This is a genomic window from Chryseobacterium sp. KCF3-3, from assembly GCF_045865955.1.
GTDB lineage: Bacteria > Bacteroidota > Bacteroidia > Flavobacteriales > Weeksellaceae > Chryseobacterium.
Genome location: NZ_AP035792.1, coordinates 2,513,215 through 2,537,720 on the forward strand (window position 1 = coordinate 2,513,215; position 24,506 = coordinate 2,537,720).

A 24,506-nucleotide genomic window follows, 5' to 3' on the forward strand; every position below is an offset into this window, starting at 1 on the left:
GCTGTTATGTTTTAGAGTAATATGGGGATTATTTATTCTTTTTCAGAAAAGCGGAAACCTATTCCGTGGAGGTTTTCTATTAAAACGTTCTGCTCTTCGGCCAGTACCTTTCGTAATCGGGAAATAAATACATCAAGACTTCGTCCCATAAAATAATCATCATCACCCCAGATCGCTTTCAGGATTTCCTGTCTTTTGACCACCAGATTTTTGTGGCGGATAAAATACAAAAGAAGATCAGATTCTCTTTGGGTAAGAGTAATGCTGTTTTCTATCCCTTGAAGGGTATAGTTTTTAGGATCAAAATTATATTTGCCCACCTTATATTTTAAAAGAGTAGTATCCGTTTTCTTAGTCCGTTTAAGGAAAACCTCAATTTTCAGCATTAGTTCTTCAATACTGAAAGGCTTTACAAGATAATCATCAGCGCCTATTTTAAGCCCTTTGATTCTGTCTTCTTTTAAAGCTTTTGCAGAGATAAAAATAATCGGAACCTCAGCATTTTTACTACGGATTCGCTGTGCCACCTCAAATCCGTTCATGCCCGGCATCATAATATCCAGCAGACAGATGTCGAAATCCTGACTGTTAAATGCTTCCCATGCAGATTCACCATCAGAATAACAGCTGATATCATAATAACTTTCCAGGCTGTCTTCCACCAGAAAGGCTATTGTTTTGTCATCTTCGGCATATAAAATTTTAGATTTCTCCATACTTACACATGATTAATTTGAAAATGGGAAGAAGAGCGTCGTGGTAATTCCTTTATCTTCATTATTTTCTACAGAAATTTTCCAGTGATGCTGTTGAACTACTTTTTTTACATAAAATAATCCCAGTCCGAAGCCATTCACTTCTTCACTTCTTTTGGTGTGTACCCGATAAAATTTTTCAAAAATATGAGGAATATTTTTAGCGGGAATTCCCATTCCGTTGTCTTTAAACTTTAAATATAATCCTTTTGAATCTTTGTGAGCTGAAATTTTAATCACGGGGTTTGTTTCGCAATACTTGATGGAGTTATCCAGAAGGTTATAAATGATGTTGGTAAAGTGAAACTCATCTGCCATTACCGAAGTACTGTTTTCAATATTGATTTCGATGCTGAGGTCTTTATTTTTGTGCTGTATATTGCCTGAGATCTCCTGAATAAAAGGGAGAAGCAGAATTTTTTGAGGTTTTAATGAAAGACCTGCCGCATCGTTCTTCGCAATATTCAATATTTTTTCAATATGACCATTCAGCTTGTGACTTTGATTGATAATAATGGAAGTATAGGTTTGCAGTTTGGAATTTTCCTGAACCATTTCCTGCTTGTTAAGTGCTTCCGAAGCTAAAAGTATAGAGGATAAAGGAGTCTTAAACTCGTGAGTCATATTGTTGATGAAATCACGTTGGAGTTCCGAAAACTTCTTCTGCTGAATGATCGTATAAATAGAATATACGTATACCAGAAGAATAATGATAAGGGCAAATGTAAGGAGGTACCAGAATCGTAATGAACTGATCAGATAAGTGGTTTTATCCGGGAAACGTATGGAAAAGTAATAGATCAGATTTTTATGCTTCGGAAAATTGATCACCTTATTGCTGGGACTTTCCTGATGAGAGGTCATGTATTTCCCATAGATCATTTTATCGCTGTGGCAATTGTATAATGCATATACATAATCTGTGTTGATCTGGAAACGGGTAAATTCTGTTTTCAGATAATATTCAAGAACTACGGGGTGAAATTCATTGTTGATATTAACCACATAATAGTCATTGGCAATGTTCTGTACAGGATTTTCGGTGTAAGAAGTTTTTCCTCCGGAGAGCTTTTCCGCAACTTCCATTAAGGCGATATTAACCTTTTGGTTAAATTTTTTATCTTCAAGATTATAAGCCTGGCGGGTCCACATCAGCTGTGCTATTAAAATTCCGATAATAGCAACGAATCCCAGCGTTATAATAATATTGAGTCTTTTTATTTTCATTTCCTGAAACAATATTATCCAAAAATATCTATTTATCTTTTATTATTAACAACTCGTTAACAAATGTTAGACAGCGGTTAACAAGTTGTAATCACAGTCTGCTTTACATTTGCTTTATCGAAAGAAAATAATCAGTTTCAAATATTAAAATTTATACTCATGAAAAAACTAAAAATTACAGCTCTTTTGGCAGTGTTGGCATTCTCTCCTTTTTATGCTAATGTACTTACTGCAGACGCTCCATCCATTGTAAAAATGGTTGCAGATGCTATTAAATGGAAATCTGAATCTATTGATGTAGGAAATATTCCTCAGGGTAAACCGAAATTGATCAGATTTGAATTTACTAATACAAGCTCAAAACCAATCATTATTCAGAATGTAGCTCCTTCTTGCGGATGTACCACTGCAGATTATACAAAAACGCCTATCCAGCCAGGGAAGAAAGGATTTGTAGAAGCCAGCTATAACGCAGCAGCGGCAGGACCATTTATGAAGACTGTAAACGTTACTACTAGTGACAGCAAAACTCCTAAGACACTTTCTTTCAAAGGAGTGGTAGCTTCTTAATACATTGTTTAAACAAATGAAAAAATAGCCTGGTAATTGTTATCAGGCTATTTTCTTTTTAAATAGTTGATCTATTTTAAGAATAATATAAGGAACAATTATTTGTAGCATTATTTATCAACCCATTTTAAAGGATTGCATTTCAATATTTAGTATTTTTAAGAAAAAATATTTTATGAGTCTATATACACAACCTATGCTGCGCGAAGGTGCACTAAAAGATAAAGTAGCGATTGTAACGGGAGGCGGAAGCGGCCTTGGAAAAGCAATGACCAAATACTTTCTTGAACTGGGTGCCAAAGTGGTGATTACTTCCAGAAACCTGGAAAAATTACAGGGAACAGCTAAGGAACTGGAAGAGGAAACAGGAGGTAAAGTGCTTTGTGTAGCTTGTGATGTAAGAAACTGGGATGAGGTGGAAGCCATGAAGGAAGCCACTCTGAAAGAATTCGGAAAGATTGATATTTTATTGAATAATGCTGCCGGAAACTTTATTTCTCCCACAGAAAAACTGACTCACTCCGCTTTTGACTCTATCCTTGATATTGTTTTAAAAGGAACAAAAAACTGTACTCTTTCAGTAGGAAAACACTGGATCGATTCTAAAACTCCGGGAACTGTACTGAATATCGTAACAACATATGCATGGACAGGTTCTGCTTATGTAGTACCATCTGCCTGTGCAAAAGCAGGAGTTCTGGCGATGACAAGATCACTGGCTGTAGAGTGGGCGAAATACGGAATCCGTTTCAATGCTATTGCTCCGGGACCTTTCCCTACAAAAGGAGCCTGGGACAGACTTCTTCCTGGAGACCTTCAGGAGAAATTTGATATGAAGAAAAAAGTTCCGTTGAGAAGAGTAGGAGAACATCAGGAGCTTGCCAATCTTGCCGCTTATCTGGTTTCCGATTATTCAGCGTATATGAATGGGGAAGTGGTAACTATTGATGGTGGAGAATGGCTTCAGGGAGCCGGAGAATTCAATATGCTTGAAGCAATTCCTAAAGAAATGTGGGATGCTTTAGAAGCGATGATTAAAGCAAAAAAATCAAATTAAATTAAACTTATATTAAAAAAACTCCCGGATGTGTAACAAATCCGGGAGTTTTTTTTACCTATACACTAAATAATACTTTTTCAAATGAATTTTAAACTTCCAACCCTTGTTTCGACGCTTGCAGTGGTTCTGTTCTCAGGAACTGCCTATGCACAGCAAACCCCGAAATATGATTATGTAGAAGCATTTAAACCTTTCTTCTACCCTCAGACAGGTACAGCAACCCGTTCTGCAAGCGGACAGCCGGGACACGCCTATTGGCAGAATTCAGCCGATTATCATTTGAATGTCAGCCTGAATGAAGCTAAAAAAGAGATTACAGGTACAGCAGAAATTACCTACACCAACAACAGTCCCGATAAATTAGGTTTTCTTTGGCTGCAGCTGGATCAGAACCTGTTTGCAAAAGATTCCAGAGGAAATGGCGTAGTTCCACTTTCAGGAAGCAGAAATGGAGCTCATGGTGAAGAATTTAATGGCGGATATACCATTAAATCAGTTAAGCTAGATGGTAAAAAAGAAGTAAAATATACTATTACCGATACGAGAATGCAGATTGATCTTCCAAAAGAATTAAAAGCTAATGGAGGAGTTGCAAAAATAGAAATTGAATATTCCTTTATTTCTCCTGATTACGGATCAGACAGAATGGGTATTCAGGATACTAAAAACGGTAAAATATTTACCATGGCACAATGGTATCCGAGAATGTGCGTATACGATGATGTTTTAGGATGGAATACACTTCCTTACCTTGGAGCTTCGGAGTTTTATTTAGAATATGGAAATATTACAGCTAATATTACAGTACCTGCCAATCAGTATGTAGTGGCATCCGGAGAACTTCTGAATGAGAAAGAAGTGTACAGCAAAGAAGAAATCAGCAGATGGAATGAGGCAAGAAACAGTGATAAAACGGTAATGATCCGTCCAGAATCTGAAATCGGGAAAAATAAGGCATCTGGTACAAAAACCTGGAAATTCAAAATTACGCAGACAAGAGATTTTGCGTGGGCATCTTCTGCCGGATTTATTTTAGATGCTGCAAAAATCAATTTACCTAGTGGAAAAAAATCTCTGGCTATTTCGGCTTATCCTGCAGAAAGTGCTGGCGAAAAAGCATGGGGAAGATCTACAGAATATACGAAAGCTGCTATAGAACATTATTCCAAAAAATGGTATGAATATACGTATCCGGCGGCCACCAATGTAGCAGGAAATGAAGGAGGAATGGAATATCCGGGAATCGTTTTCTGTCATATGGATTCTAAAGGAGAAGACCTTTGGGGCGTTACAGATCATGAGTTCGGACACAACTGGTTTCCTATGATCGTAGGATCTAATGAGAGATTATTTGCCTGGATGGACGAAGGATTCAATACATTCATTAATGGACTTTCAACCGAAGCTTTCAATAAAGGAGAGTATTACCGTAAACCTAACCTGGCAAGATCAGGAAAGTATTTGTTGACTGATGATCTGGAGCCTGTAATGGTAGGGCCGGATAATATGAAAGAAAGAAGTATCGGAGCTTTGGCTTACTATAAGCCGGGAACAGGATTAGATGTTTTAAGAGAAACTATTCTTGGGCCTGAAAAATTTGATAAAGCATTCAGAACATATATTGACCGTTGGGCTTTTAAACATCCAACACCATGGGATTTCTTCCATACGATGGAAAATGTTTCAGGAGAGGAACTGAACTGGTTCTGGAGAGGATGGTTCTTTAATAAATGGAAAATTGATCAGTCAGTTAAGAACGTACAATATGTAAACGGAGACTTTAAAAACGGAGTTCAGATTACGGTCGAAAATATTGGCCAGCTGCCAATGCCTACAACAGTACAAATCAAATTCAAAGATGGAACTGCACAGACGGTGAAAATTCCTGTTGAAGTTTGGAAAAGAAATACAGAATGGACCTTCAAGGTAGATTCCAGCAAGGAAATTGATGAGGTGAAACTGGATCCGAATTCTGTTGTTCCGGATGTAAATCTGGAAAATAATAGTAAAAAACCTGCATAGAAATATTGAATCTATTTAAATTGGCGACTATATACAATTTTACGCCATTGTCATTGACTACGTCGAATCTTCGATTTCTGACGAAGGAAGAATCTCATGTAAAACCTGGATTCTTCATTTCATTCCTGAACTATGTTCGCAGACTTTTAGTCTGTATCAGAATGACAGAGTCATTATAATAAGTAAGATAGCAGATTAATGTAAAATTGTATAAATACCTTTAAATTTAACGCAAAGATTAATATTAATACTGAATTTTTCAGGGAGCAAAGATGGAATCAACTTCATTGATTCTTTCTAAGCGTAAGCATATTCATACAGCTTCATCAGCAGCTTGTTGCTTTCTTAGCTTACTTAAGAATAGGAAGAAATCATATCATCTTTGCGTTTCAAAAAATAAATATCTGAAAAACCTGAGCTTACCACCGTAAGTTCAGGCTTTTTATTTTTAGGGTGTTTTTCCGGGATAAGTAGAGGTGTTTCCCTACAATGTTTTGGTAGTCAGTGATATAATTTTGTCCCATAATATTAATCAAAACAAAAAAACATGGAAACATTAAAATCGGTGCTTGAAGCAAGCCACGCCAAAAAAACAAAAAATGAGTTAATTGATCTTTTATCAGGAGTAGAAAAAGTGCTTACCCCGGCAGTCTATGAAAAAGTATCGGGAGTTGAAACTTCAGAACTGAGTTCATTGACGAATAAAGAATTATTAGCCATCGTAGACGAATTCAAAAAAAGCTATGATGAAAAGTGGGAAAAATCTTTTTCAGGTGCATCTTCAGAAATCATGAAAATGATTGCAGGTAAAATAGCTGCTGATGAAGAAATTTTCAGAACTTCTGATGCTGCCAGCGCAGATTTTGCCGCAGAATTGGGAAGCATTGACTTTGCAACTATTATTGGCGGACCGTTGGATGCCTGCGTAAAAGCACAGTCTAATGCCTCTATTGCCACCGTTAATTTCATCAATGAAGTTGGGTTTGAACTTACAGATCCAGCCAATGCTGCCAGTCCTAAAAAACTGAGAATGGCAGAATTCAAGTACAAAAAAAATATTCCGAATCCGGATTTTAAAGAAGATGAGCCGGTAAGTGCTACCAACCCAAAAACGATTCCGAATGATGTAGAAATTTCAGTGCCTTTTATTGCGTTGCTGAATGTTCCGAGTTTCAGAATTGAAACCTGTGAAGTAGATTTTAATGTAAAACTTAATTCTACATACACAAAAGATGTAAGTGATGAATTCGGGATCAATGCCGGAGTATCTGGCGGATGGGGACCTGTAAAATTCAAAGTGGATGTATCCTATAAGAGAACTTCCAGTACAGGAATCAAAGTGGAAAAAGAATATTCTCTTGGGGTAAAAGTACGTGCCACCAATGATGAAATGCCTGCAGGACTTGAGAAAGTGCTTGGACTTCTTTCACAATAACAGATTTTACGAAAGATGATAAAACTATCAGACTACCTGGATTATCTCAACAACGAGATAATTCAGGCTCGTAAAAAAGCAGACGAAAATGCGGTTCTTATTGCCAAAGAATACGCCCGTCATGAATACCTTAAATATTTTAAGGTTCCGCGTTATGCGCTGCCCAGTGTAAAGATGGATATTCCGATCAAAATCACAGATATAGATTCAGATTCTAAGTATAATTTTAAACTGAATCAGGATCAGTTTGTGACAGAAATAAATGAAAGAATTCGTCTGGCAAACAAAGAGAAAAAACTGAATATTCCAGAAATTAATAAAAGACAGATCCAAACTGAAGAGTTTAAAACCCTGTTCAGTAATCTGGAAAAAAATGATCAGAAATTCGGAAAACTTCCAGCCAATGAAGTTCTTAAACTGGATCTCAGAAAGAAAATGCAGATTCTTAATTCAGGAATATTTCGACCTCAGGAAGGAACAGAAGAAGAAACTGATGAACTGAAAGAAATTTTTTCAAAAGTTCTGTTGAATAAATATACGCTGGTGAATGCAAAACTGAACAGCATTTACATAGATCCCAATACAAGTGCAGCGGAAGATAAAGATAAACTCTTCATCAACCTTCATGTGGAAATGGAGGAGGAAGGAATCAGGATTGTATCATACAAAGATAAAGACGGCAACGAAATAGAACAGATAACTTTTGAGTAATGCAGGAACTTATTCACTTTACGGTACAGAAAATCAAAGAACTGCTGGAACAGTTCAATGAAGTTCAGGCTTTATATCTGTCAAAATCATTTGACTTTGATGCCCGGTTTGATGCATTTCTCAACGAAGTTCTGGAGTATTTCCGTACCAAAGGAAACACCAGCCATGAATCTGAAGTATTGAAAATTATGAATATGATTTCCACCGTTAAAAGAGGTTTTAATCCTATAAAAATGGAGAAAATATTGAATGGGAGAAGGGAAATACTCGGAGGATTCTCATTTAACGGAATGGAAAGTATTTATGGTATTCTCATGGAAATATATGCCAAGGAAAACAAAAAACTTGAGGATGCGGAAGAACTTATTTCAGGAATCATTGTCTCATTATATCAGAATGGTATTCTGGACGATGAAAAGCTGAAAGACATGAATTCTGTTCCCAAAATTGAACGTTTCTGGAATTCACTGGTTGAGCAGAATACAGCCATATCCGGAATTAATAAGAAACTCAGACTGACCATTATTCCGGAGGATATTTTTCTTATTCTGGAAAAGGTATTTCTGAAATTAATTTAAAAAAGATCATTATGGAAACCGGAAGATATATCGTTCTGTTGCAGAATCAGCAGAAAACAGCACTCAAAAAAATAGAGAAAGAACTGGAAGTAAGTATTACCTCTTCAGAATTGCTGTCCAAAGAAAACCGTTCTTATGAAATTATTGATAAGGATAACGGTGTACTTTACAAAAACCTGGGAGTTCTTGTGGTGGATAATATGGATGAAGATCAATTGAAAAGTGCCGTAAAAGATGAATCAAATTCTATTGTATACTACGAAAAAGAGAGAGAATTTTTTCCAGCAGATGAATTGCAGCTGATTAGTGAACTTAAAAAACAGTCAGCCGGACTCGCAGAAAAAATTTCAGAACTTGAAAAATATATCATCAGCAAACCTTTGCCTCAAAAATCATTCATTGAAATGGAATGGGGATTAAAAGCAATCGGACTGGAAAATGCGAACTATACAGGAAAAGGAATTGATGTCTGTATTCTCGATACCGGCCTTGAAACTTCCCACCCGGATTTTTCCCATGAAGAAATTGAAGGAAAATCTTTCATTGATGGTGAAGACTGGAACAGAGATCCCAACGGACATGGTACACATTGTGCCGGTGTTGCTACAGGAAATACAAGAAGTGATACCGGAAAACGATACGGAATTGCCAGAGACTGCAATCTGAAAATAGCAAAAGTGCTTGCAGACAATGGAAGAGGAACAACCAGCAGCGTGATTGATGCGATAGATTGGGCCATCTCGAAAAAATTCAGAATACTATCCCTTTCACTGGCATCTCCGGTGAGACTAGATGATCAGCCTTCTGTTCTTTTTGAAACCATTGGAGAAAGAGCGCTGGAAAATAACTGTCTTATTATCGCAGCTGCGGGAAACGACAGCAACAGACCGCAGATTCCACAGCCTGTTTCAATGCCGGCTAATTCAAAATCGATCATGGCAGTGGGAGCTATTGACGCTCAGATGAAGATCGCAAGATTTTCAAATGCAGGTCTCAACCCGTCCACAGGAGGAAGTATCAATGTCTGTGCTCCCGGAGTTGATATCATCAGTTCCTATCCTAAAAATGCAAAAAATAAAAGTAATTTGTACTACAGCATGAGCGGTACAAGTATGGCAGCACCCCATGTTTCCGGGCTTGCAGCTTTGTATATGGAACAGTTTCCCGATAAATCAGCAAAAGAGATCTGGGAACTGATTGAAAACAAAGCAAGACCTATCGAAGGCATAAAATACAGAGATATTGGAAACGGTTTAATACAGATATACTTATGATCACTTACCTCGCAGTTTTAAAGAAAGATATAAATTTAAAAAAGCTTGAAGTTCTCCTCAAAAGTAAAGGCATAAAACTGGCTGCTCACTACAAAACCATAGGAGTTGTAAAGCTTGAAAGTACCATTTCCATTTCGGAGTCTGAATTCCAGGAGTATTTTATATCTATAGAAGAAGAAAAAGATAATTTAACAATATAATCACATCAATAAAGCTTTTCTGTCACAGAGAAGTTTTATTTTTGTCTCTTAATGATAAAATAACATATGAATTTCAGATTTTCAATGGTGTTTCTGATGTTTTTTGCATTAGGATTCTCCCAAGACCTTACCGTAATGAGTTTTAATATCAGACTGAATGTAGAGTCGGATAAAGAAAACGCCTGGCCAAAAAGAAAACAGGACGTTGCGGATTTATTGACGTACTATCATCCTGATTATTTCGGAGTACAGGAAGCGCTTCCGGAGCAGATGAAAGATATTAAAGCAGGTTTAAAAAACTATGATTATATCGGAGTAGGAAGAGATGACGGTAAAGAAAAAGGAGAATTTTCTGCCATCTTTTATGATACAACCAAACTGGAAATTGTAAAATCCGGGACGTTCTGGTTATCTGAAACTCCGGAAAAACCATCAAAAGGCTGGGATGCTGCGCTGAACAGAATCTGTACCTATGCCGTATTTAAAGATAAAAAATCGAAGAAAGAATTTCTGGCCATGAATCTTCATTTTGATCATATTGGAAATGTAGCAAGAGTAAAATCTTCTGAATTGATCCTGAAAAAAATCAAAGAACTGAATCCAAAGAATCTTCCGGTAACACTGAGTGGAGACTTTAACCTGACAGATGATTCAGAACCGATTAAAATTCTTTCCCAGAATATGAAAGATACTTTCTATCACTCGGAAACCAAGCATTATGGCCCGGTAGGAACTTTCACAGGCTTTAATGTGAATGAAGTTCCAAAAGACAGAATCGATTATATTTTTACACAAGGTTTTAAAATAAGATCTCACCGACACATCAATGACAGAAGAGAAAATCTTTTGTATCCGTCAGATCATTTTCCGGTGATTGTGAATCTTTCCCTATAAAAAATCAATTGGTTGGAAAATCAATTTCAAATCCAATTCCTCTCAGGGATTGGATTTTTATTTGAGGATCACTGTTAAAATATTTGCGAAGCCTGCTGATGAAAACATCAAGACTTCTTCCGGTAAAATAATCATTGGTTTCCCAGAGATTATCCAGAATATTATCCCTTGTAATGATGGATCGGTTGTGCTTCAGAAGATACAGAAGAAGTTCCTGTTCTCTTATGGTCAGTCGGTTGTTTCCATTAGGATGTGACAACAGAAGTTTGGTGGTGTCCAGTGAAAATTCTCCGATTTTTATCTGACTTTCGGTAATGGAGGGAAGTGTTCTCTTCAGAATATTTTTAATTCGTAAAACAAGTTCTTCAGGATCGCAGGGTTTCGCAATATAATCGTCGGCACCTATTTTCAATCCGGTCAAACGGTCAATTTTTTGATTTTTAGCCGTTAAAAATAACAATGGGAAATTACTCCTTTCCTTAATGATCATTTTTGCCAGAGAGAAACCATCTATATTGGGCATCATCACATCCAGAATTCCTATCTGAAAGGGGAAATCAGCCTGAACCAATGGTATGATATCTTCCGGATTCTGAAACCAACTGACTTCAAAATCTTCCAATTCAAGATACTGCTTAAGAATCATTCCGAAATCCGGATCATCTTCTGCCAGAAGGATTTTAGTTTTCATAAGGAATTGATATTTTAAAAGTGCTGCCTGTATGAAGCTGGCTGGAAACTTCTATTTTTCCACTATAGTTGGTAATGATTTTTTTTACAAAATAAAGTCCCAGCCCAAGACCTTTGCTATTGTGAATATTGTTATTCTGTATTCTGTAGAATTTTTCGAAAATATTATTCAGTTCTTTTGTTTCCATGCCCTGACCATTGTCGGAAACTTCAATTTCCAATTGTTGAGAACTGTTTCGGACATCTATTTCAATAACCGATGCTCCATATTTTACACTGTTTTCACAAAGATTTTTAATGACCGTCTCCATTAGATTTTTATCAAAAGGAAGCTCTTGTGAAACTGTATTTTCAAGGTTAAAATCTGTATTTGGATAAGTAACTGAAAGATCCTGAATAAAAAAGTTCCAGTCTTCAGGTTGTATGGCGGTTATTTCATCAGGAATTTCATCTTTATGAAGCTGAAACATCAGGCTTTCAAGACGTGAAATCTGTCTGTCAATAAGAGGAAGCGTTTCAGGATTCCACTCTTTTTTTAATGCTTTCGAAGCTATTTTTAAAGTAGCAATAGGCGTTTTAAACTCATGCGAAATGTTATCCACAATGTTGTGGAGAACTTCCACCTGCTTCTGCTGCTGAATAAGATTTCTGATCGTGAAAATATAAAGCAGAAGAACTCCCGAAAGAAGAATAATGCAGCATATAATCAATAAGGTAAGCTCTTTGAAAACAATACTTTTTATATTTCTGATCTCAAAATCTGTCTGGGTTTTTACAAGAAAAGTATTCTTTTTTTCAATATGTCCTTTATCTGTATCATTTCTTTTGGTGGTTGAGGTTTCCCAACTTCCGTTACTGGCAATGCGTGGATTTTTTAGCTTATCCTGCGTTTCAAAAATAACAATAGGTTCGGTAATTACTTTTGAACTGTCCGGAAGATGGACAATGGAAAGATAGCGTATTCTTGCGGAGATTTCGTAGCCGTCTTTTTGATAACGGCTGTCAATATAATGAACCAGTCTTTCTCTGGCAGATTTCCTGTTTTCTATGAAATAACGGAGAAAATCTTTTTTGTTGATCTCTTTATTATGATACTGTATAATGATTTCCTGAAGAGAATCATCATTTCTTTCTTTAGCCTCCTGGATGTCTTCAAGATTGTCTGTGTAATTGGTAAGTCCGTCATTCACAGATCTGTAGATATCCCTCTCTTTTACCTGGTAGGTTTTATACATAAAATAAACCTGAATTCCCAGTAAAAGCAGGAATAGAGCGGCAAAAACTGAGATGAGAATTTTACTCTTGGTTATCATTAAAACAAAGATAAAACTTTAGTCATTTTCCGGAAATGATTATTTTATTATTAACCTTCCGTTAACCATAGTGTTGAATCTCCACAAATAAAGCTTTATCCATCTTCCTGAATCTGGATGTTTTGATATCAGAAAATACATAAACCCATCATTAACCTTCTATTAACCATGTTTTTTCCAGCCAATGTAGAATTTTGTACCCATAGAACAGAACAATAGTTTTTGTTTGAGAGGATAAAAAAATAACCATGTATAAAATTCTTTTTCTTTTGTGTTTTCCCATCCTGATTCTTTCCCAGCAACAAAAAGCTGGAGGAACAGTGGTAAATACCGAAAATGAAAAGCTTTCATCTGTAAAGGTGGAAGTGTATAATGCTCAGGATAAATTAATCAAAGAATTAAAAACAGATGACAATGGGAAATTTGTACTGGAAGATATTTCAGAGGAAAATATAAAGCTGGTCATTAAAAATCAGGGATACTCTTTATTTGAGAAAAAAGTGGATTTAAAAGAGCCTGAACTACTCAATATCATTCTTAAAAAGGAAGCTCAGGAAATAGAAGGAGTGGTAATGACGAAACGCAAACCTTTAGTGAAAAGAAAGGTAGACCGTCTGGAATTTAATGTGGAAAACAGTAATATTTCTTCACTCAATGCCTGGGAAATTCTAAAAAATACGCCCAGTGTCACGATCAATAACAGTGTATTGAGTGTAAAGGGAAGTACCGGAATTCTGGTGACTATTAATGATAAAAAAGTAATGCTGACAGGGGATGAACTTAAAAATCTTCTGGAAAATACACAGGGAGATGAAGTGAAATCTGTGGAAGTGATTACCAATCCGCCTGCAAAATATGAAGCCTCAGGAAGCGCAGTACTGAATATCGTTCTGAAAAAGAATAAAATTGAAGGCTACCGCGGTATTCTTTCATCCAAATATGTGCAGACACAATATGCCAAAGGTGTATTTGGTCTTTCTCAATATTATAAAAAAGATAAACTTTCCTTAATGGGAAGCTATTATAAAGGGCTGGGAACGTACTACCGGGAAGGAACAGACTATGTAAACTATCCGGAAAGCCAAACCCGATGGGTAAGTACGATGAACAGGAAGGATAAAAACAATAACCAGAATACCCTGAATTTTAATGCGGAATATGAACTGGACAGTTTGACCAATCTAAGCCTCAACTACTCAGGGTATTTTTCTCCAAAGTCCTTCGGAACTTATAATGTTCCTACGTTGATCTATAACCAGCAGGATATAGTGGAATCTGATTATACCACGATCAATGATCACCGTTCCCGTTCCATCAATAACTCGGTAAGTTTTCAGATAGACAGAAAACTGAATAAGAAAAGCAGTCTTTCATGGATCAATTATTTTACAGGAAATAATGTGGATAAATACCAGAATGTAATCACATACCTGAATTTTGCAGGACAGCCACCGAAAGAAGATAATTTCCTCACACAGAATAAAGCAGATGTTCAGCTGTATTCCACTCAATTCGATTATCAGTGGAAAGGGGATAAGCTGGAACTTGAATCGGGAACGAAATATAGTTTTGTAAAGACAAGCAGCCAACTTGATTTCTCTGATAACGAGAACGGAGTATTACAATACCGGCCGGAAAAAAGCAGTATTTTTGATTATAAAGAACATAATTTTGCCCTGTATTCATCATTAGCCTACAATATCGGGAAATGGAGCTTCAAAGGTGGGCTTCGTGCGGAAATGACAAATCTTGAAGGTGTAGTTTCAGAACCTTATGAATTGAATAAAAGTAACTATTGGAAATTTTTTCCCACGTTTTATGCACAATATACCACAGAAAATAAACAGGAGTTTGGATTCTCCTATGGGAAAAGAATCAGTAGACCTTCTTATTCATGGCTGAATCCCGCAAAATCTTATTATAATCTTTTTTCCTATTATCAGGGAGATCCAAAATTAAAAGCCACCATTACTCATAATCTCAATCTTACTTATTCCTGGAAAGACTGGAATCTGGATTTGTACTACAGAAAAGAAATATATCCTTCGATGGAAATCTCCTATCAGGAACCAAGTACGAACAGTTTGATTTATTATTTTACCAATATTGAGAAAGGAGAAGCTTTCGGAGTAAGTTTGTATAAAAATTTCCAGGTGAAGTCCTGGTGGAATGTAATCCTTTCTGAAAATCTTGAGCACAACGAGAATTATTTCAAAGGAATTGACGGAATGCTGTATAAAAATAAAGTCTGGAACTGGGTTTCAAACATCTCAACAAGTTTTACGCTGGATAAAAACAGCGACTGGAAAATGGAAATGGGACACCGCTACTATTCTCCCGGTATACAGGGAACATTCAGAATATCTTCTCTATGGTCAGCCTATTTTGTAATGAATAGAAAATTCTTTAGTAAAAAACTGGAAGCCAGCCTTGTTTTTAGTGATATTTTCAGATCTACAGGGCAGAAGGTCAGTACAAAATATGCAAATCAGGATAATTATTTTCTTGATTATTCAGATACTCAGGGAGTGACATTTTCATTGAAATTCAACTTTGGAAATCAATCGGTTAAAAATGCAAAAACAATTAAGAAGACAGCGGAACAGGATCGATTGTAGAATATTTTAATATAAAAGTTCATTACAGTGAAATATTATCGTGAAAGAATGATCGTCTGATGGCACATTTTCGTTATTTTTGATGCTTATCTTTAAAAAGATTGCTATGAAGAAAATTTTTTCCGGAATGCTGATCGCAGTTTCTTTTCTGCAATTGTCAGCTCAGGAATTGTATATGCCGAGGAATATCAAAAAAGCGTATGAAAGAGGAACACGTGATATCTCCGGAGCGCCAGGAAAAAACTACTGGCAGAATAAAGGAGTGTATAATGTAGAGGTGAAAGTAGATGCTGCTACAAAAATAGTTTCCGGAAAGGAAACCATTGTCTATACCAACAACAGCCCGGATAATCTGAACGAACTGGCTATACGATTTGTGAATAACCTTCACAAACCACAGTCGCCAAGATCAGGATTTGTATCTAAAGATTTCCTTTCATCCGGACTGAAAATTAAGTCTTTTACTGTAAATAATGTAAAATATGAGATCAACAGTGATGACTGGAGCACTGTTGAAAAAGTAAAATTAAAATCAGCTGTAAAATCTAAATCAAAAGCTGAGGTTAAAATAGAGTGGGAATATCCATTATCAGTTCAGAGTGGAAGAGAAGGGCAGATTGATCCTGAAACATTCTATGTGGCATATTCTTTTCCAAGAATTTCCGTGTATGATGATTACAACGGATGGGATATGCTTCAGCATTCGGACAGACAGGAATTTTACAATGATTTCAATGATTACAGTTTTGCCATCACCGCACCAAAAAATTATGTTGTTTGGGCAACCGGAGATTTTCTGAATCCGGAAGCTGTACTTCAGCCAGAATATTTAAAAAGATATAAAGCTTCCTTGAAAAGTGATAAGCTGATGCATATTGCCACTGAGCAGGAAATGAAGTCCGGAAAAGTAACAAAGCAGAACAAGTGGAATGTCTGGAAATTTAAAGCCAGTCATATTACAGATTTCTGTTTTTCGATGAGTAACCATTATGTTTGGGATGCAGCCAGTGTTCAGTTAAAAACAAAAAGAGCCAGCGTTCAGGCCGGATATAAAAACGGAGCGAAAGATTTTGAACACTATGTAGACTGGATGCGCTATAACCTGGATTGGTTCTCAAAAAACTGGCCGGGCGTAGAATATCCTTACAATGTAATGACAGCTATTCAGGGGTATGCAGATATGGAATATCCTATGATGATTAATGATACCAGTATTCCTGATGATCTTAATGATGCGAGGCTGACGGCAGATCATGAAATTGCCCATACTTATTTCCCTTTCTATATGGGAATCAATGAAACAAGATATGCATTTATGGATGAAGGCTGGGCGACTACACTGGAATATCTTATAGGAATTGATGAAAACGGAGAGGCAGCTGCTAAGGAGTTTTATAAAAACTTTCGTGTTAAAAAATGGATCAATGATCCTTCTGCAGAGCAGGATCAACCTGTGATTACGATGAGTACGCAGGTGAGCGGTGCCGGATACGGAAACAACTCTTATGTAAAATCTTCATTGTCGTATCTGGCTTTGAAAGATTACTTAGGAGATGAACTCTTCAAAAAAGCATTACACCATTATATGGATAACTGGAATGGAAAGCATCCGGTTCCGTGGGATTATTTTAATTCTATGAACACAGGATCAGGAAAAAATCTGAACTGGTTCTTCCAGAATTGGTTTTATACCAATAATTATATTGATTTAAAAGTCACAGGAGCCTCTCAGAAGAATGACATGCTTACCATCAATGTTTCAAATGTAGGAGGATTTGCCATACCATTTGATGCAATATTATCTTATGATGACGGAGCTACGGAGAAAATTCATTTTTCACCTTCAGTTTGGGAAAAAGATCAAAAACTGACTGATCTTGTAATTCCTATTAAGAAAAAAGTAAAATCTGTACAGTTGGACGGAGATATCTTTATGGATTATACTCCGGATGACAACCGTAGAAACCTATAAAAGTAAAAGAGGCTGTTCCAAAAGTCAAATAATTGGCTTTTGTCATTCGGACGAAGGAAGAATCTTATTAATAGTCAATTGAGATTCTTCACTACATTTATGAACTTCGTTCGCAGACTTTCAGTCTGTGTTCAGAATGATACTTTTGGAGACAGCCTCTTTTGTATTCTTAAAAATAGGCTGTTAATCTTAGGCCTAATGTAATATAACTTATTTTTTCCTTAGCAATCATATTGTTTAGTTCCTGATCCAGTTCGTCGCCATCCTTAATTTCATCGCTGAAGTAATAGCGGATTGTAGAATTGATCTGATTGTAATCTGTATAGAAAGTAAGACCTAATCCCGGATTGAACTTGTAGGTCATGGAAGCACCCGTGTTCCAGCGGAAAGCCGGTTTTGGCTTGTATCTGGCGATCTGAAGTTCGTGGTTTGGAGCATCAATATCGTTGCCTTTTACAAATACTTTTCCACTTGCTGTTGCAGCATATCCTCCCGTTACCTTTAAAGTAAGCTGCCATTTTTCTGATAGCTCATGAGAAAAATATGGTCCGATGCCTGCAGAAAGAAATCCCATAGATTGTGTTTTGATTTCATGATCGCCAAAATCCTGTCCTTCATCAAAAGTTATTCTTTGAGATTTAATAGGGAAGCTGCTGAAGGATACATCTGCACCTACGCCCCATTTTTTTGAAAAGAAGTAAGCGCCTTCCAGTCCACCCTCAAAACCGATTTGTTTTTTATCATCCAGTTCAGACTCTCTCAGGAAATTGGTAGTGCCTAAAGCTGTTCCCATTTTTAGAGCAAGAAAAGATGGGTAATCATTCCCCTGTATTCTGGATAAAATACTTAAATTATCTCCCTTGTTTTTATAAATTTTGTCGATAAAAAAATACCCGAGTTCTGTTGATATAATTCCGATACCCGCACCAGCCAGAATATCAGGAACCCAATGTCTGTTGTTTAAGTTTCGTCCAAGTCCTGTAAGAGTGGCAGAACCATATCCCGCAATACTGTAGGCTGGGTTTACCAAACCATATTCTTTGTGCAGAAAACTGGCATTGGTAAAAGCCATTGCGGCATGTCCTGACGGAAAAGAGTTGTTTTTGGATCCATCCGGACGTTCTACTTTTGTTGTATATTTAATAGAATTGACTAAAATGGCCATGATGGCTAAACTGGTACCATAAGATAAAGTAGCTCTCCCGAGATTGTTTCTACCTTTTACACCTGCCAGTTTTAATCCGTAAACAGCTACGGCTGGAGCGTATTGTAGATAATCATCATATTTTACTTTGAAGTTGGGAAGGTATCGGTTTCTTACCTCACGAATATTCTCTTTTTCTCCCCATGTTGCAGCAGCAGCGGTAAACAGAAGAGCAGGAGCTACTGATTTTTTCACCCATTCTTTTTGAAAAAAAGGAGTTTTCTCCTGAATAGCATATCCTGAACTGATAAGTGCTAAATCTTTCTTGAGATTTCTGGATGGGATAGTATCCTGTGTTTTAATTCTGATAGTATCCTGAGCTTTAATACAGTATAAATGCAATAGTATTCCTGATGCTAATGCTATTTTTTTCATCTTAGTGGTGTTGAATTTTAAATCGCGTAAAAATATTAAAAAAATCTATCCCAAAAATTGAGATAGACTATTTTAATATTTTTATAATATTCTAATTGAGGTTGTTGGTTATCTTAATCCAGCTCTTGGTCCGGATGCTGCCACTACAGCCTGCATTCTTGTTTTTTGATTGGCAGAAAACATCACCATAGATTTATCGTCTACATAATCCATATAGTTCATGAACATCTGAGAACGGCTTACACCACCACAAACTCTGTTTAAAGGATAAGTAGGATTTCCATAGTTAGGGCCAGGAGAAGTTGGAGTGTCATTAGAGTAATCTGTCTGGCATCCTGCATCAGAAGATCCCCAAAGGTGTGGAAGGTTAAGATAATGTCCTACTTCATGCGTTACTGTTCTTCCTAAATTGAACGGAGCAGAAGCACCTGTTTTTCCGATATATTGATACCCAATTACAAGGCCATCATACCATTGTCCTGCATTTTCAGGATAATACGCGTAGCCTAAAGTTCCAGGTTGGTTGTTTTCGTCAAGAATTGAATTAACCACCCAAATATTCATATTTTTATTTACATCAGTAGCATCAATACCTCCGGTGCTGGCTTTTTTCATTTGTTCAAGATCAGATCTCCAGCCTGTTTTTGTGCTCTGCTTACGGTTGGTTGCTACGAGTTTGAAACGGATTTTTACATCACCTGCCGCAGCTGGTTGAAATGCAGAAGGAATTTTATTAATATCAGAATTGGTTGCCCCATAATCGGCATTAAGTACAGCAATTTGTTCTGCGATTCTTGCATCAGAAACGTTTTGCGTAGAAGTGTTGTAAATTACGTTAAAAACAACCGGGATTTCAACAGTTCCATCTGCAAGAACTTTTCCCACTTTAAGATTTTCTGCAAATTTTTCAGTACTGAATTCAATATCAGCCATTTTTTGTTTTAGTGCAGGGTTTTTCAGAAGCATTGCTTGTCTGATTTCTTCTGATGGACAACCTCTTTTAAGAGCATTCGGAACAGTGTTTTCCTGATCCGGAGAAGTCTCGTTTTGATTGGTTAAGCTGTCGTTGTTGCACGCCGACATAAGGCCCAGAATCAGGGCTCCAAATAAGAATTTTTTCATATCGTTATAATATAATTTGGTTGAGGGCGTGAAATTATATCATTTGAAATTAATATGCAAATTATTTTCGCAAATATTTGATAAATAATTAATTTTTATCCGATTTGATTGAATTAAAATTAACTAAAATCAATTTGTATTGAATTTTAGTTAAAATTTGATATTTATTTTATATTTCACATTTAAGTGTATTTTAAGTGTAAATAATTTTATTGTTTTTCTGTTTTTTGTAGAATATTTTTTATAATAAATCTGTGTAAGATGATTTTTAAAAACAAGTCAGAAACCATTGATTTTTCATCAGATTATATTCTAACACTTCCAGTGGTGACTTTAATTTCAACGGTTTTCATTTGTATTTCTGAAACGGGAACATACCAGAATAAAAAAAATCTGTCTCAAACTCGAGACAGATTTTAAATATGTAAAAGATTTTAATTTTAATACACTCTCAATCCGGATCTTGCGCCAGAAGAAGCTACTACAGACTGCATTCTTGTTTTTTGTCCTGCGGAGAACATAAACATAGCAGCATCATCTACATAATCCATATAGTTCATAAACATTACAGATCTTTGTACACCACTACACGTATTATATAGTGGGTAAGAAGGTTTTCCATAATTCGCAGTAGTTTGTGTAGGAGTATCACTTACCTGGTCGTTTCCACAATTGGCATCTCCCCAGATATGTCTTAAGTTCAGATAGTGGCCTACCTCATGTGTTGCAGTTCTTCCCAGGTTGAAAGGAGAAGAAGCTCCGGTTTTTCCAAAATATGGTGCAGCAATTACAACACCATCATTCCATAAACCTGCAGATTCAGGGAAAGTGGCATATCCAAGAATAGTACGTCCCTGACTGGTCATTTTGCCTACAACCCATAAGTTTAAATAATTGGTAGGATTAGTAGCATCAATTCCACCTTTAGACGCTTTTTTCATATCATCATTAGTCGCCCAGCTTGTTTTTGAAGTGGATTTTCTAACGGTATTTACCAGTCTGAATTTTACTTTTGTATCACCAGAACTTACGGTTTGGAATTCGGTTGGAATTTTATTAACATCACTGTTCGTGCCTGTATAGTCTGCATTCAATACTGCAATTTGTTCTGCAATTCTTGCATCAGAAACGTTTTCAGCTGTAGTTTTGTAGATGACATTTACGATAACAGGTATTTCTACAGTGCCATCAGCAAGAACTTTTCCAAATTTCAGATCATTGGCGAACTTTTCTGTATTGCTTTCTAATGCCGCGAATCTTTGTTGAAGTTCAGGACTTTTTTTCAATGCTTCCTGTCTGATTTCCTCAGAAGCACAGCCTCGTTGGGCTAAACCTGCAGTAGTTGCATTTTCGTCAGTTGTGTTTTCATTTTGATTGGTAATGCTGTCATTGTTACATGCAGCCATTACAGTGAGCATAAAAGCTCCAAATAATAGTTTTTTCATATCAAAATCATTTAGGTTGAGGATGTGAAATTATATTATTTGAAATTAATATGCAAATAAATTTTTGATTTCTTTGTGAGATTGTTAATTGTTATCTATGATTATTAGTTTTAGTTTAATGTTTTTTAAAATGTATTGAATTTTAATCAATTTTGAAAAATGTACTAATGTGATCTTAGTTTTTAATTATTTTGTATGAATTCTTTTCGTTTAAATTTACTTTTGATAGAATTTTTTCATGGTAAAATCTAATTTGCGAAACCATTTTTAATGGCAAAAACGGCAAGCCCTACGCGGGTTTTCAAATCCAGTTTTTCACATAGTTGATCACGATAGCTTTCCACTGTTCTAGGACTGCAGCACATTCTGTCCGCAATTTCCTTATAGCTGAGTTCAGTTACTGTATATTTCAGGAACTCTTTTTCTCTGTCTGAAATTCTTATTGCAATCTCAGATTCCGTCTCTTTGTTAAGATTGGAAAATATAATTTTAGAAGCCCAGTCCGGGTAAAAAAAGCCATCACTATTGAGGCGGGTAAGTGCGGTTTCCAAATCTCTTGGATGGGTATTTTTTAGCAGATAGCCTTTGGCGCCGCTCCTAATCATCTTAATTACACTATTGTCATCTCCCTGCATACTGAGAGCCATGATTTTAATATCAGGATGATTTTTGCTAAGCCAGGCTGCGGTTTCAAAACCGTCCATAATCGGCATGCTGATATCTAAAAGAATAATATCGGGAATGGCATTGCCTTCTTCGAATTTCTGGATGAGATCTTTCCCGTTTTCACTTACATAGATGACTTCAAATTCACTGAAATTACCAATAATTCCTTCCAGAGCTTTTGCAATAAGTATATGGTCGTCAACAATGACAATAGATTTTTTCATGACTGTTTTTTTAAGATAATATTGATTTGTGTTCCTGCATTTTCCTGGCTTTCCATACAAAAACTTGCTCCTATGATTTCAGCTCTGTTTTTCATATTCGTGAGCCCTATTCCGTTGGATTTGATCTGTGAAGTATCAAACCCGATTCCATCATCACGAATATCAAGCTCCCAAAGAGTGTCTTCTGAAGTGTTCAGGTTTATAAAAATATTTTTACAACGGGAATGTTTTATACTGTTTTGAATAAATTCCTGAGTAATCCTAAGTAAAACATTTTTATGAACAAAGCCTAAATCCAGTTGTTTGAAATTGTGTTCAAAACTTACATGGCATTTTTTGAAGGAATTGGTGTTATCTACTTCTTCCTGAATCAAAGTTACAATTTCCTTCTGGTTGATATTATCATCTGTCAACGTTTTTGACAAGCTTCTAAGATCCTGCAGAGATTGATTAATAATCTGTGAAACCTGATCAATTCTTTCACTTGCTTCAGAAACTTTGTTTTCATAAAGCATCTGTTGTACATAAAGACTTACGAGGGTAAGTTTCTGGCCAATATTGTCATGCAATTCCCTGCCGATTTGCTGCATGGTGGCTTGTTGTATTTCCAGTTGGGTAGACAGGAGTTCTCTCTGATGAAGTTCGTTTTTTCTTTCAATTTCATTTAAGTATTCTTTTTTCCGTTGTCTGTAATTCCGGATATAGATAAATACGGCTATTACAAACATCAAAAAAAAGATGTTGAATGAAATAAGAGTGATTAAGAGTTCTGTCTTCCCCATATGAATGAACTTGCAAATAAAATATACATCACTGCTCCTGAAACCTGAAAATATATAAAATAAATATCCCAGATATCAATATATTTCCAAAGAAGAGAGTTAAATGTCATAAATGGTAGATTAGCGATGTAAAAAAGCGTTACTCCCAGATTGATATAAAACATTTTGTTTTTACTGAAATTGAGAATCTCAGATGAATTAACCTGTTTATAAAATTCCATAATGACAAGAGCCATTAAGAGCAGACAACCTATATTATAATTGAAAGAAAAGATTACTTTCTTTTCCGGGAAAAAAAGTGCCCTGAGAACATATGTTAAAAGATATGTTCCTGTTAAGATATAGAATAGTTTTGTTTTCTTTAGAGATTCTTTTGCATACAGCCAATAAAAAAATATAAACTGCAATGGAATCACAAAATAGTTATGAAAATTTATTCTGTCTATTTTAAGCGGTTTTTCTCCCCATTTTACAGCTGATTCACATAAAAAAATAACAATCAGATAAATGGCCAGATATTTCCAATGTAGTTTTTTTACGCGATTATAATAAATAAGGGAGGTTATGGCAGCAAAGGCTTCTCCCCAATACATAAATGAAGAAAAAAATTTTTGAATCTCAGTCATGCTGTGTTTAAGGATATGAATGGTAATTAATAAGATGTACCCAACGGAGGTGATGGTGGAATAAGTGTTCCGCTATTTTCTCCCAAACCATTATCTTCACCTTCTCCTTCACCTTCTCCTCCCAGACCTGTGACAGATCGTGCATTTAATGCCATTGATTTTCCGTTAGCACCTTGGAAAGGATTGAAATCATAATCAATAAGTTCTCCTGCTTCATCGGCTTTTTTCAATGTTGGGATCATTACCAGAGTGTGTTTTTCTGCATATTCTTCCGGAACAGGGTGAGAATCCATAATAGACCAGTTTTCCTGTTTTGGATAAGAGGCGTAATAAAATCTTATTCCCAGATCTTCTTCAGAGGTGGCAGGATCCACTTTTGCTGCTTCTTCTTCAATTTTTGCAATAAAACTTTTTAATTTCGGAAGGTCAAACCAAATAGAATGAGCGTCTTGTATTCCTAAAGTGTTATTGATAGCACTTAAATGATTTTGACGGTAATTGTCAATCAGAGCCTGAATAAGACTGTTTGACATAGTCCCAGGCTGTAATGGATTGTTTGATTCTGTATTCATAGCTTAGTGGTTTACGGTAAAACTCAATTAATATGCAAATCTCGTAAAAAATATTATAGAAAATGTATTTACGAATTGGGAATTACACTGTTATTTTTACCGTGTTTTTACGGATTGCATGAAAGGTTTAATGATTTAGATCCTACTCAAAGAAGATTTCACACTATAAAA

22 protein-coding genes are annotated in these 24,506 nt (G+C 36.0%); 11 read left to right on the top strand and 11 right to left on the bottom strand.

The window, feature by feature from the left end; genetic code table 11:
• Positions 1 to 32: 32 nt before the first annotated feature.
• Complete coding sequence (locus tag ACKTTZ_RS11240) at positions 33 to 716, bottom strand: response regulator transcription factor (RefSeq protein ID WP_034695738.1); 684 nt, start codon at positions 714 to 716, stop codon at positions 33 to 35.
• A gap of 12 nt (positions 717 to 728) precedes the next feature.
• Positions 729 to 1,982, bottom strand: coding sequence for a sensor histidine kinase KdpD (locus ACKTTZ_RS11245; RefSeq protein ID WP_034695740.1), 1,254 nt, complete (start codon positions 1,980 to 1,982; stop codon positions 729 to 731).
• Positions 1,983 to 2,141: 159 nt separating this feature from the next.
• Here ACKTTZ_RS11245 and ACKTTZ_RS11250 point away from each other — a divergent pair, with 159 nt between their 5' ends.
• The 9 genes from ACKTTZ_RS11250 (at position 2,142) to ACKTTZ_RS11290 (ending at position 10,726) form a co-directional block, all read left to right on the top strand.
• Positions 2,142 to 2,552: a DUF1573 domain-containing protein gene (locus ACKTTZ_RS11250; protein WP_034695742.1), complete on the top strand. Its 411-nt coding sequence runs from the start codon at positions 2,142 to 2,144 to the stop codon at positions 2,550 to 2,552.
• A gap of 175 nt (positions 2,553 to 2,727) precedes the next feature.
• Positions 2,728 to 3,609: an SDR family oxidoreductase gene (locus ACKTTZ_RS11255; RefSeq protein WP_034695744.1), complete on the top strand. Its 882-nt coding sequence runs from the start codon at positions 2,728 to 2,730 to the stop codon at positions 3,607 to 3,609.
• An 84-nt stretch (positions 3,610 to 3,693) separates the two neighbouring features.
• Complete coding sequence (locus ACKTTZ_RS11260) at positions 3,694 to 5,634, top strand: M1 family metallopeptidase (protein ID WP_407848866.1); 1,941 nt, start codon at positions 3,694 to 3,696, stop codon at positions 5,632 to 5,634.
• Between the two features lie 547 nt (positions 5,635 to 6,181).
• Positions 6,182 to 7,069, top strand: a complete 888-nt coding sequence (locus tag ACKTTZ_RS11265) for a DUF2589 domain-containing protein (protein WP_202971506.1) — start codon at positions 6,182 to 6,184, stop codon at positions 7,067 to 7,069.
• A 15-nt stretch (positions 7,070 to 7,084) separates the two neighbouring features.
• Positions 7,085 to 7,780 carry a hypothetical protein gene (locus tag ACKTTZ_RS11270; protein ID WP_079240327.1) on the top strand — a complete coding sequence of 232 codons (696 nt, stop codon included), beginning with the start codon at positions 7,085 to 7,087 and terminating at the stop codon, positions 7,778 to 7,780.
• Entirely contained in the window at positions 7,780 to 8,358 is a 579-nt protein-coding gene (locus tag ACKTTZ_RS11275; RefSeq protein ID WP_034695751.1) for a hypothetical protein, read from the top strand. The genes ACKTTZ_RS11270 and ACKTTZ_RS11275 overlap by 1 nt, the downstream gene beginning before the upstream one ends.
• 11 nt (positions 8,359 to 8,369) lie before the next feature.
• Positions 8,370 to 9,632 carry a S8 family serine peptidase gene (locus tag ACKTTZ_RS11280; RefSeq protein WP_253316423.1) on the top strand — a complete coding sequence of 421 codons (1,263 nt, stop codon included), beginning with the start codon at positions 8,370 to 8,372 and terminating at the stop codon, positions 9,630 to 9,632.
• Entirely contained in the window at positions 9,629 to 9,832 is a 204-nt protein-coding gene (locus ACKTTZ_RS11285) for a hypothetical protein (RefSeq protein WP_253316424.1), read from the top strand. The genes ACKTTZ_RS11280 and ACKTTZ_RS11285 overlap by 4 nt, the downstream gene beginning before the upstream one ends.
• A gap of 66 nt (positions 9,833 to 9,898) precedes the next feature.
• Entirely contained in the window at positions 9,899 to 10,726 is an 828-nt protein-coding gene (locus ACKTTZ_RS11290) for an endonuclease/exonuclease/phosphatase family protein (RefSeq protein ID WP_407848869.1), read from the top strand.
• Between the two features lie 4 nt (positions 10,727 to 10,730).
• On the opposite strand, the gene ACKTTZ_RS11295 is transcribed toward ACKTTZ_RS11290, so the two are convergent.
• A complete protein-coding gene (locus ACKTTZ_RS11295; protein WP_253316426.1) occupies positions 10,731 to 11,417 on the bottom strand; it encodes a response regulator transcription factor in 687 nt (228 codons plus the stop codon).
• On the bottom strand, positions 11,407 to 12,729 hold the full coding sequence (locus tag ACKTTZ_RS11300; RefSeq protein WP_407848871.1) for a sensor histidine kinase: 1,323 nt from the start codon (positions 12,727 to 12,729) through the stop codon (positions 11,407 to 11,409). Before ACKTTZ_RS11300 ends, ACKTTZ_RS11295 begins: the two co-directional genes overlap by 11 nt.
• A gap of 248 nt (positions 12,730 to 12,977) precedes the next feature.
• On the opposite strand from ACKTTZ_RS11300, the gene ACKTTZ_RS11305 reads away from it, so the two are divergent.
• Together ACKTTZ_RS11305 and ACKTTZ_RS11310 are read left to right on the top strand one after the other, a co-directional pair.
• A complete protein-coding gene (locus tag ACKTTZ_RS11305; protein WP_407848873.1) occupies positions 12,978 to 15,347 on the top strand; it encodes an outer membrane beta-barrel protein in 2,370 nt (789 codons plus the stop codon).
• Between the two features lie 106 nt (positions 15,348 to 15,453).
• Positions 15,454 to 17,319 carry a M1 family metallopeptidase gene (locus ACKTTZ_RS11310; protein ID WP_034695887.1) on the top strand — a complete coding sequence of 622 codons (1,866 nt, stop codon included), beginning with the start codon at positions 15,454 to 15,456 and terminating at the stop codon, positions 17,317 to 17,319.
• A 169-nt stretch (positions 17,320 to 17,488) separates the two neighbouring features.
• On the opposite strand, the gene ACKTTZ_RS11315 is transcribed toward ACKTTZ_RS11310, so the two are convergent.
• From ACKTTZ_RS11315 to ACKTTZ_RS11345, 7 genes are all read right to left on the bottom strand, one after another.
• Positions 17,489 to 18,898: a phosphatase PAP2 family protein gene (locus ACKTTZ_RS11315; protein ID WP_034695767.1), complete on the bottom strand. Its 1,410-nt coding sequence runs from the start codon at positions 18,896 to 18,898 to the stop codon at positions 17,489 to 17,491.
• 108 nt (positions 18,899 to 19,006) lie between these two features.
• Positions 19,007 to 20,020 carry a zinc metalloprotease gene (locus ACKTTZ_RS11320; RefSeq protein WP_034695769.1) on the bottom strand — a complete coding sequence of 338 codons (1,014 nt, stop codon included), beginning with the start codon at positions 20,018 to 20,020 and terminating at the stop codon, positions 19,007 to 19,009.
• Between the two features lie 440 nt (positions 20,021 to 20,460).
• A complete protein-coding gene (locus tag ACKTTZ_RS11325) occupies positions 20,461 to 21,465 on the bottom strand; it encodes a zinc metalloprotease (protein ID WP_034695772.1) in 1,005 nt (334 codons plus the stop codon).
• Between the two features lie 248 nt (positions 21,466 to 21,713).
• A complete protein-coding gene (locus ACKTTZ_RS11330; RefSeq protein ID WP_034695775.1) occupies positions 21,714 to 22,355 on the bottom strand; it encodes a response regulator transcription factor in 642 nt (213 codons plus the stop codon).
• A complete protein-coding gene (locus ACKTTZ_RS11335; protein ID WP_253316457.1) occupies positions 22,352 to 23,083 on the bottom strand; it encodes a sensor histidine kinase in 732 nt (243 codons plus the stop codon). The genes ACKTTZ_RS11330 and ACKTTZ_RS11335 overlap by 4 nt, the downstream gene beginning before the upstream one ends.
• Positions 23,084 to 23,115: 32 nt before the next feature.
• Positions 23,116 to 23,763, bottom strand: a complete 648-nt coding sequence (locus ACKTTZ_RS11340; RefSeq protein WP_034695781.1) for a hypothetical protein — start codon at positions 23,761 to 23,763, stop codon at positions 23,116 to 23,118.
• Between the two features lie 26 nt (positions 23,764 to 23,789).
• On the bottom strand, positions 23,790 to 24,335 hold the full coding sequence (locus ACKTTZ_RS11345; RefSeq protein WP_034695783.1) for a hypothetical protein: 546 nt from the start codon (positions 24,333 to 24,335) through the stop codon (positions 23,790 to 23,792).
• Positions 24,336 to 24,506: the final 171 nt, after the last annotated feature.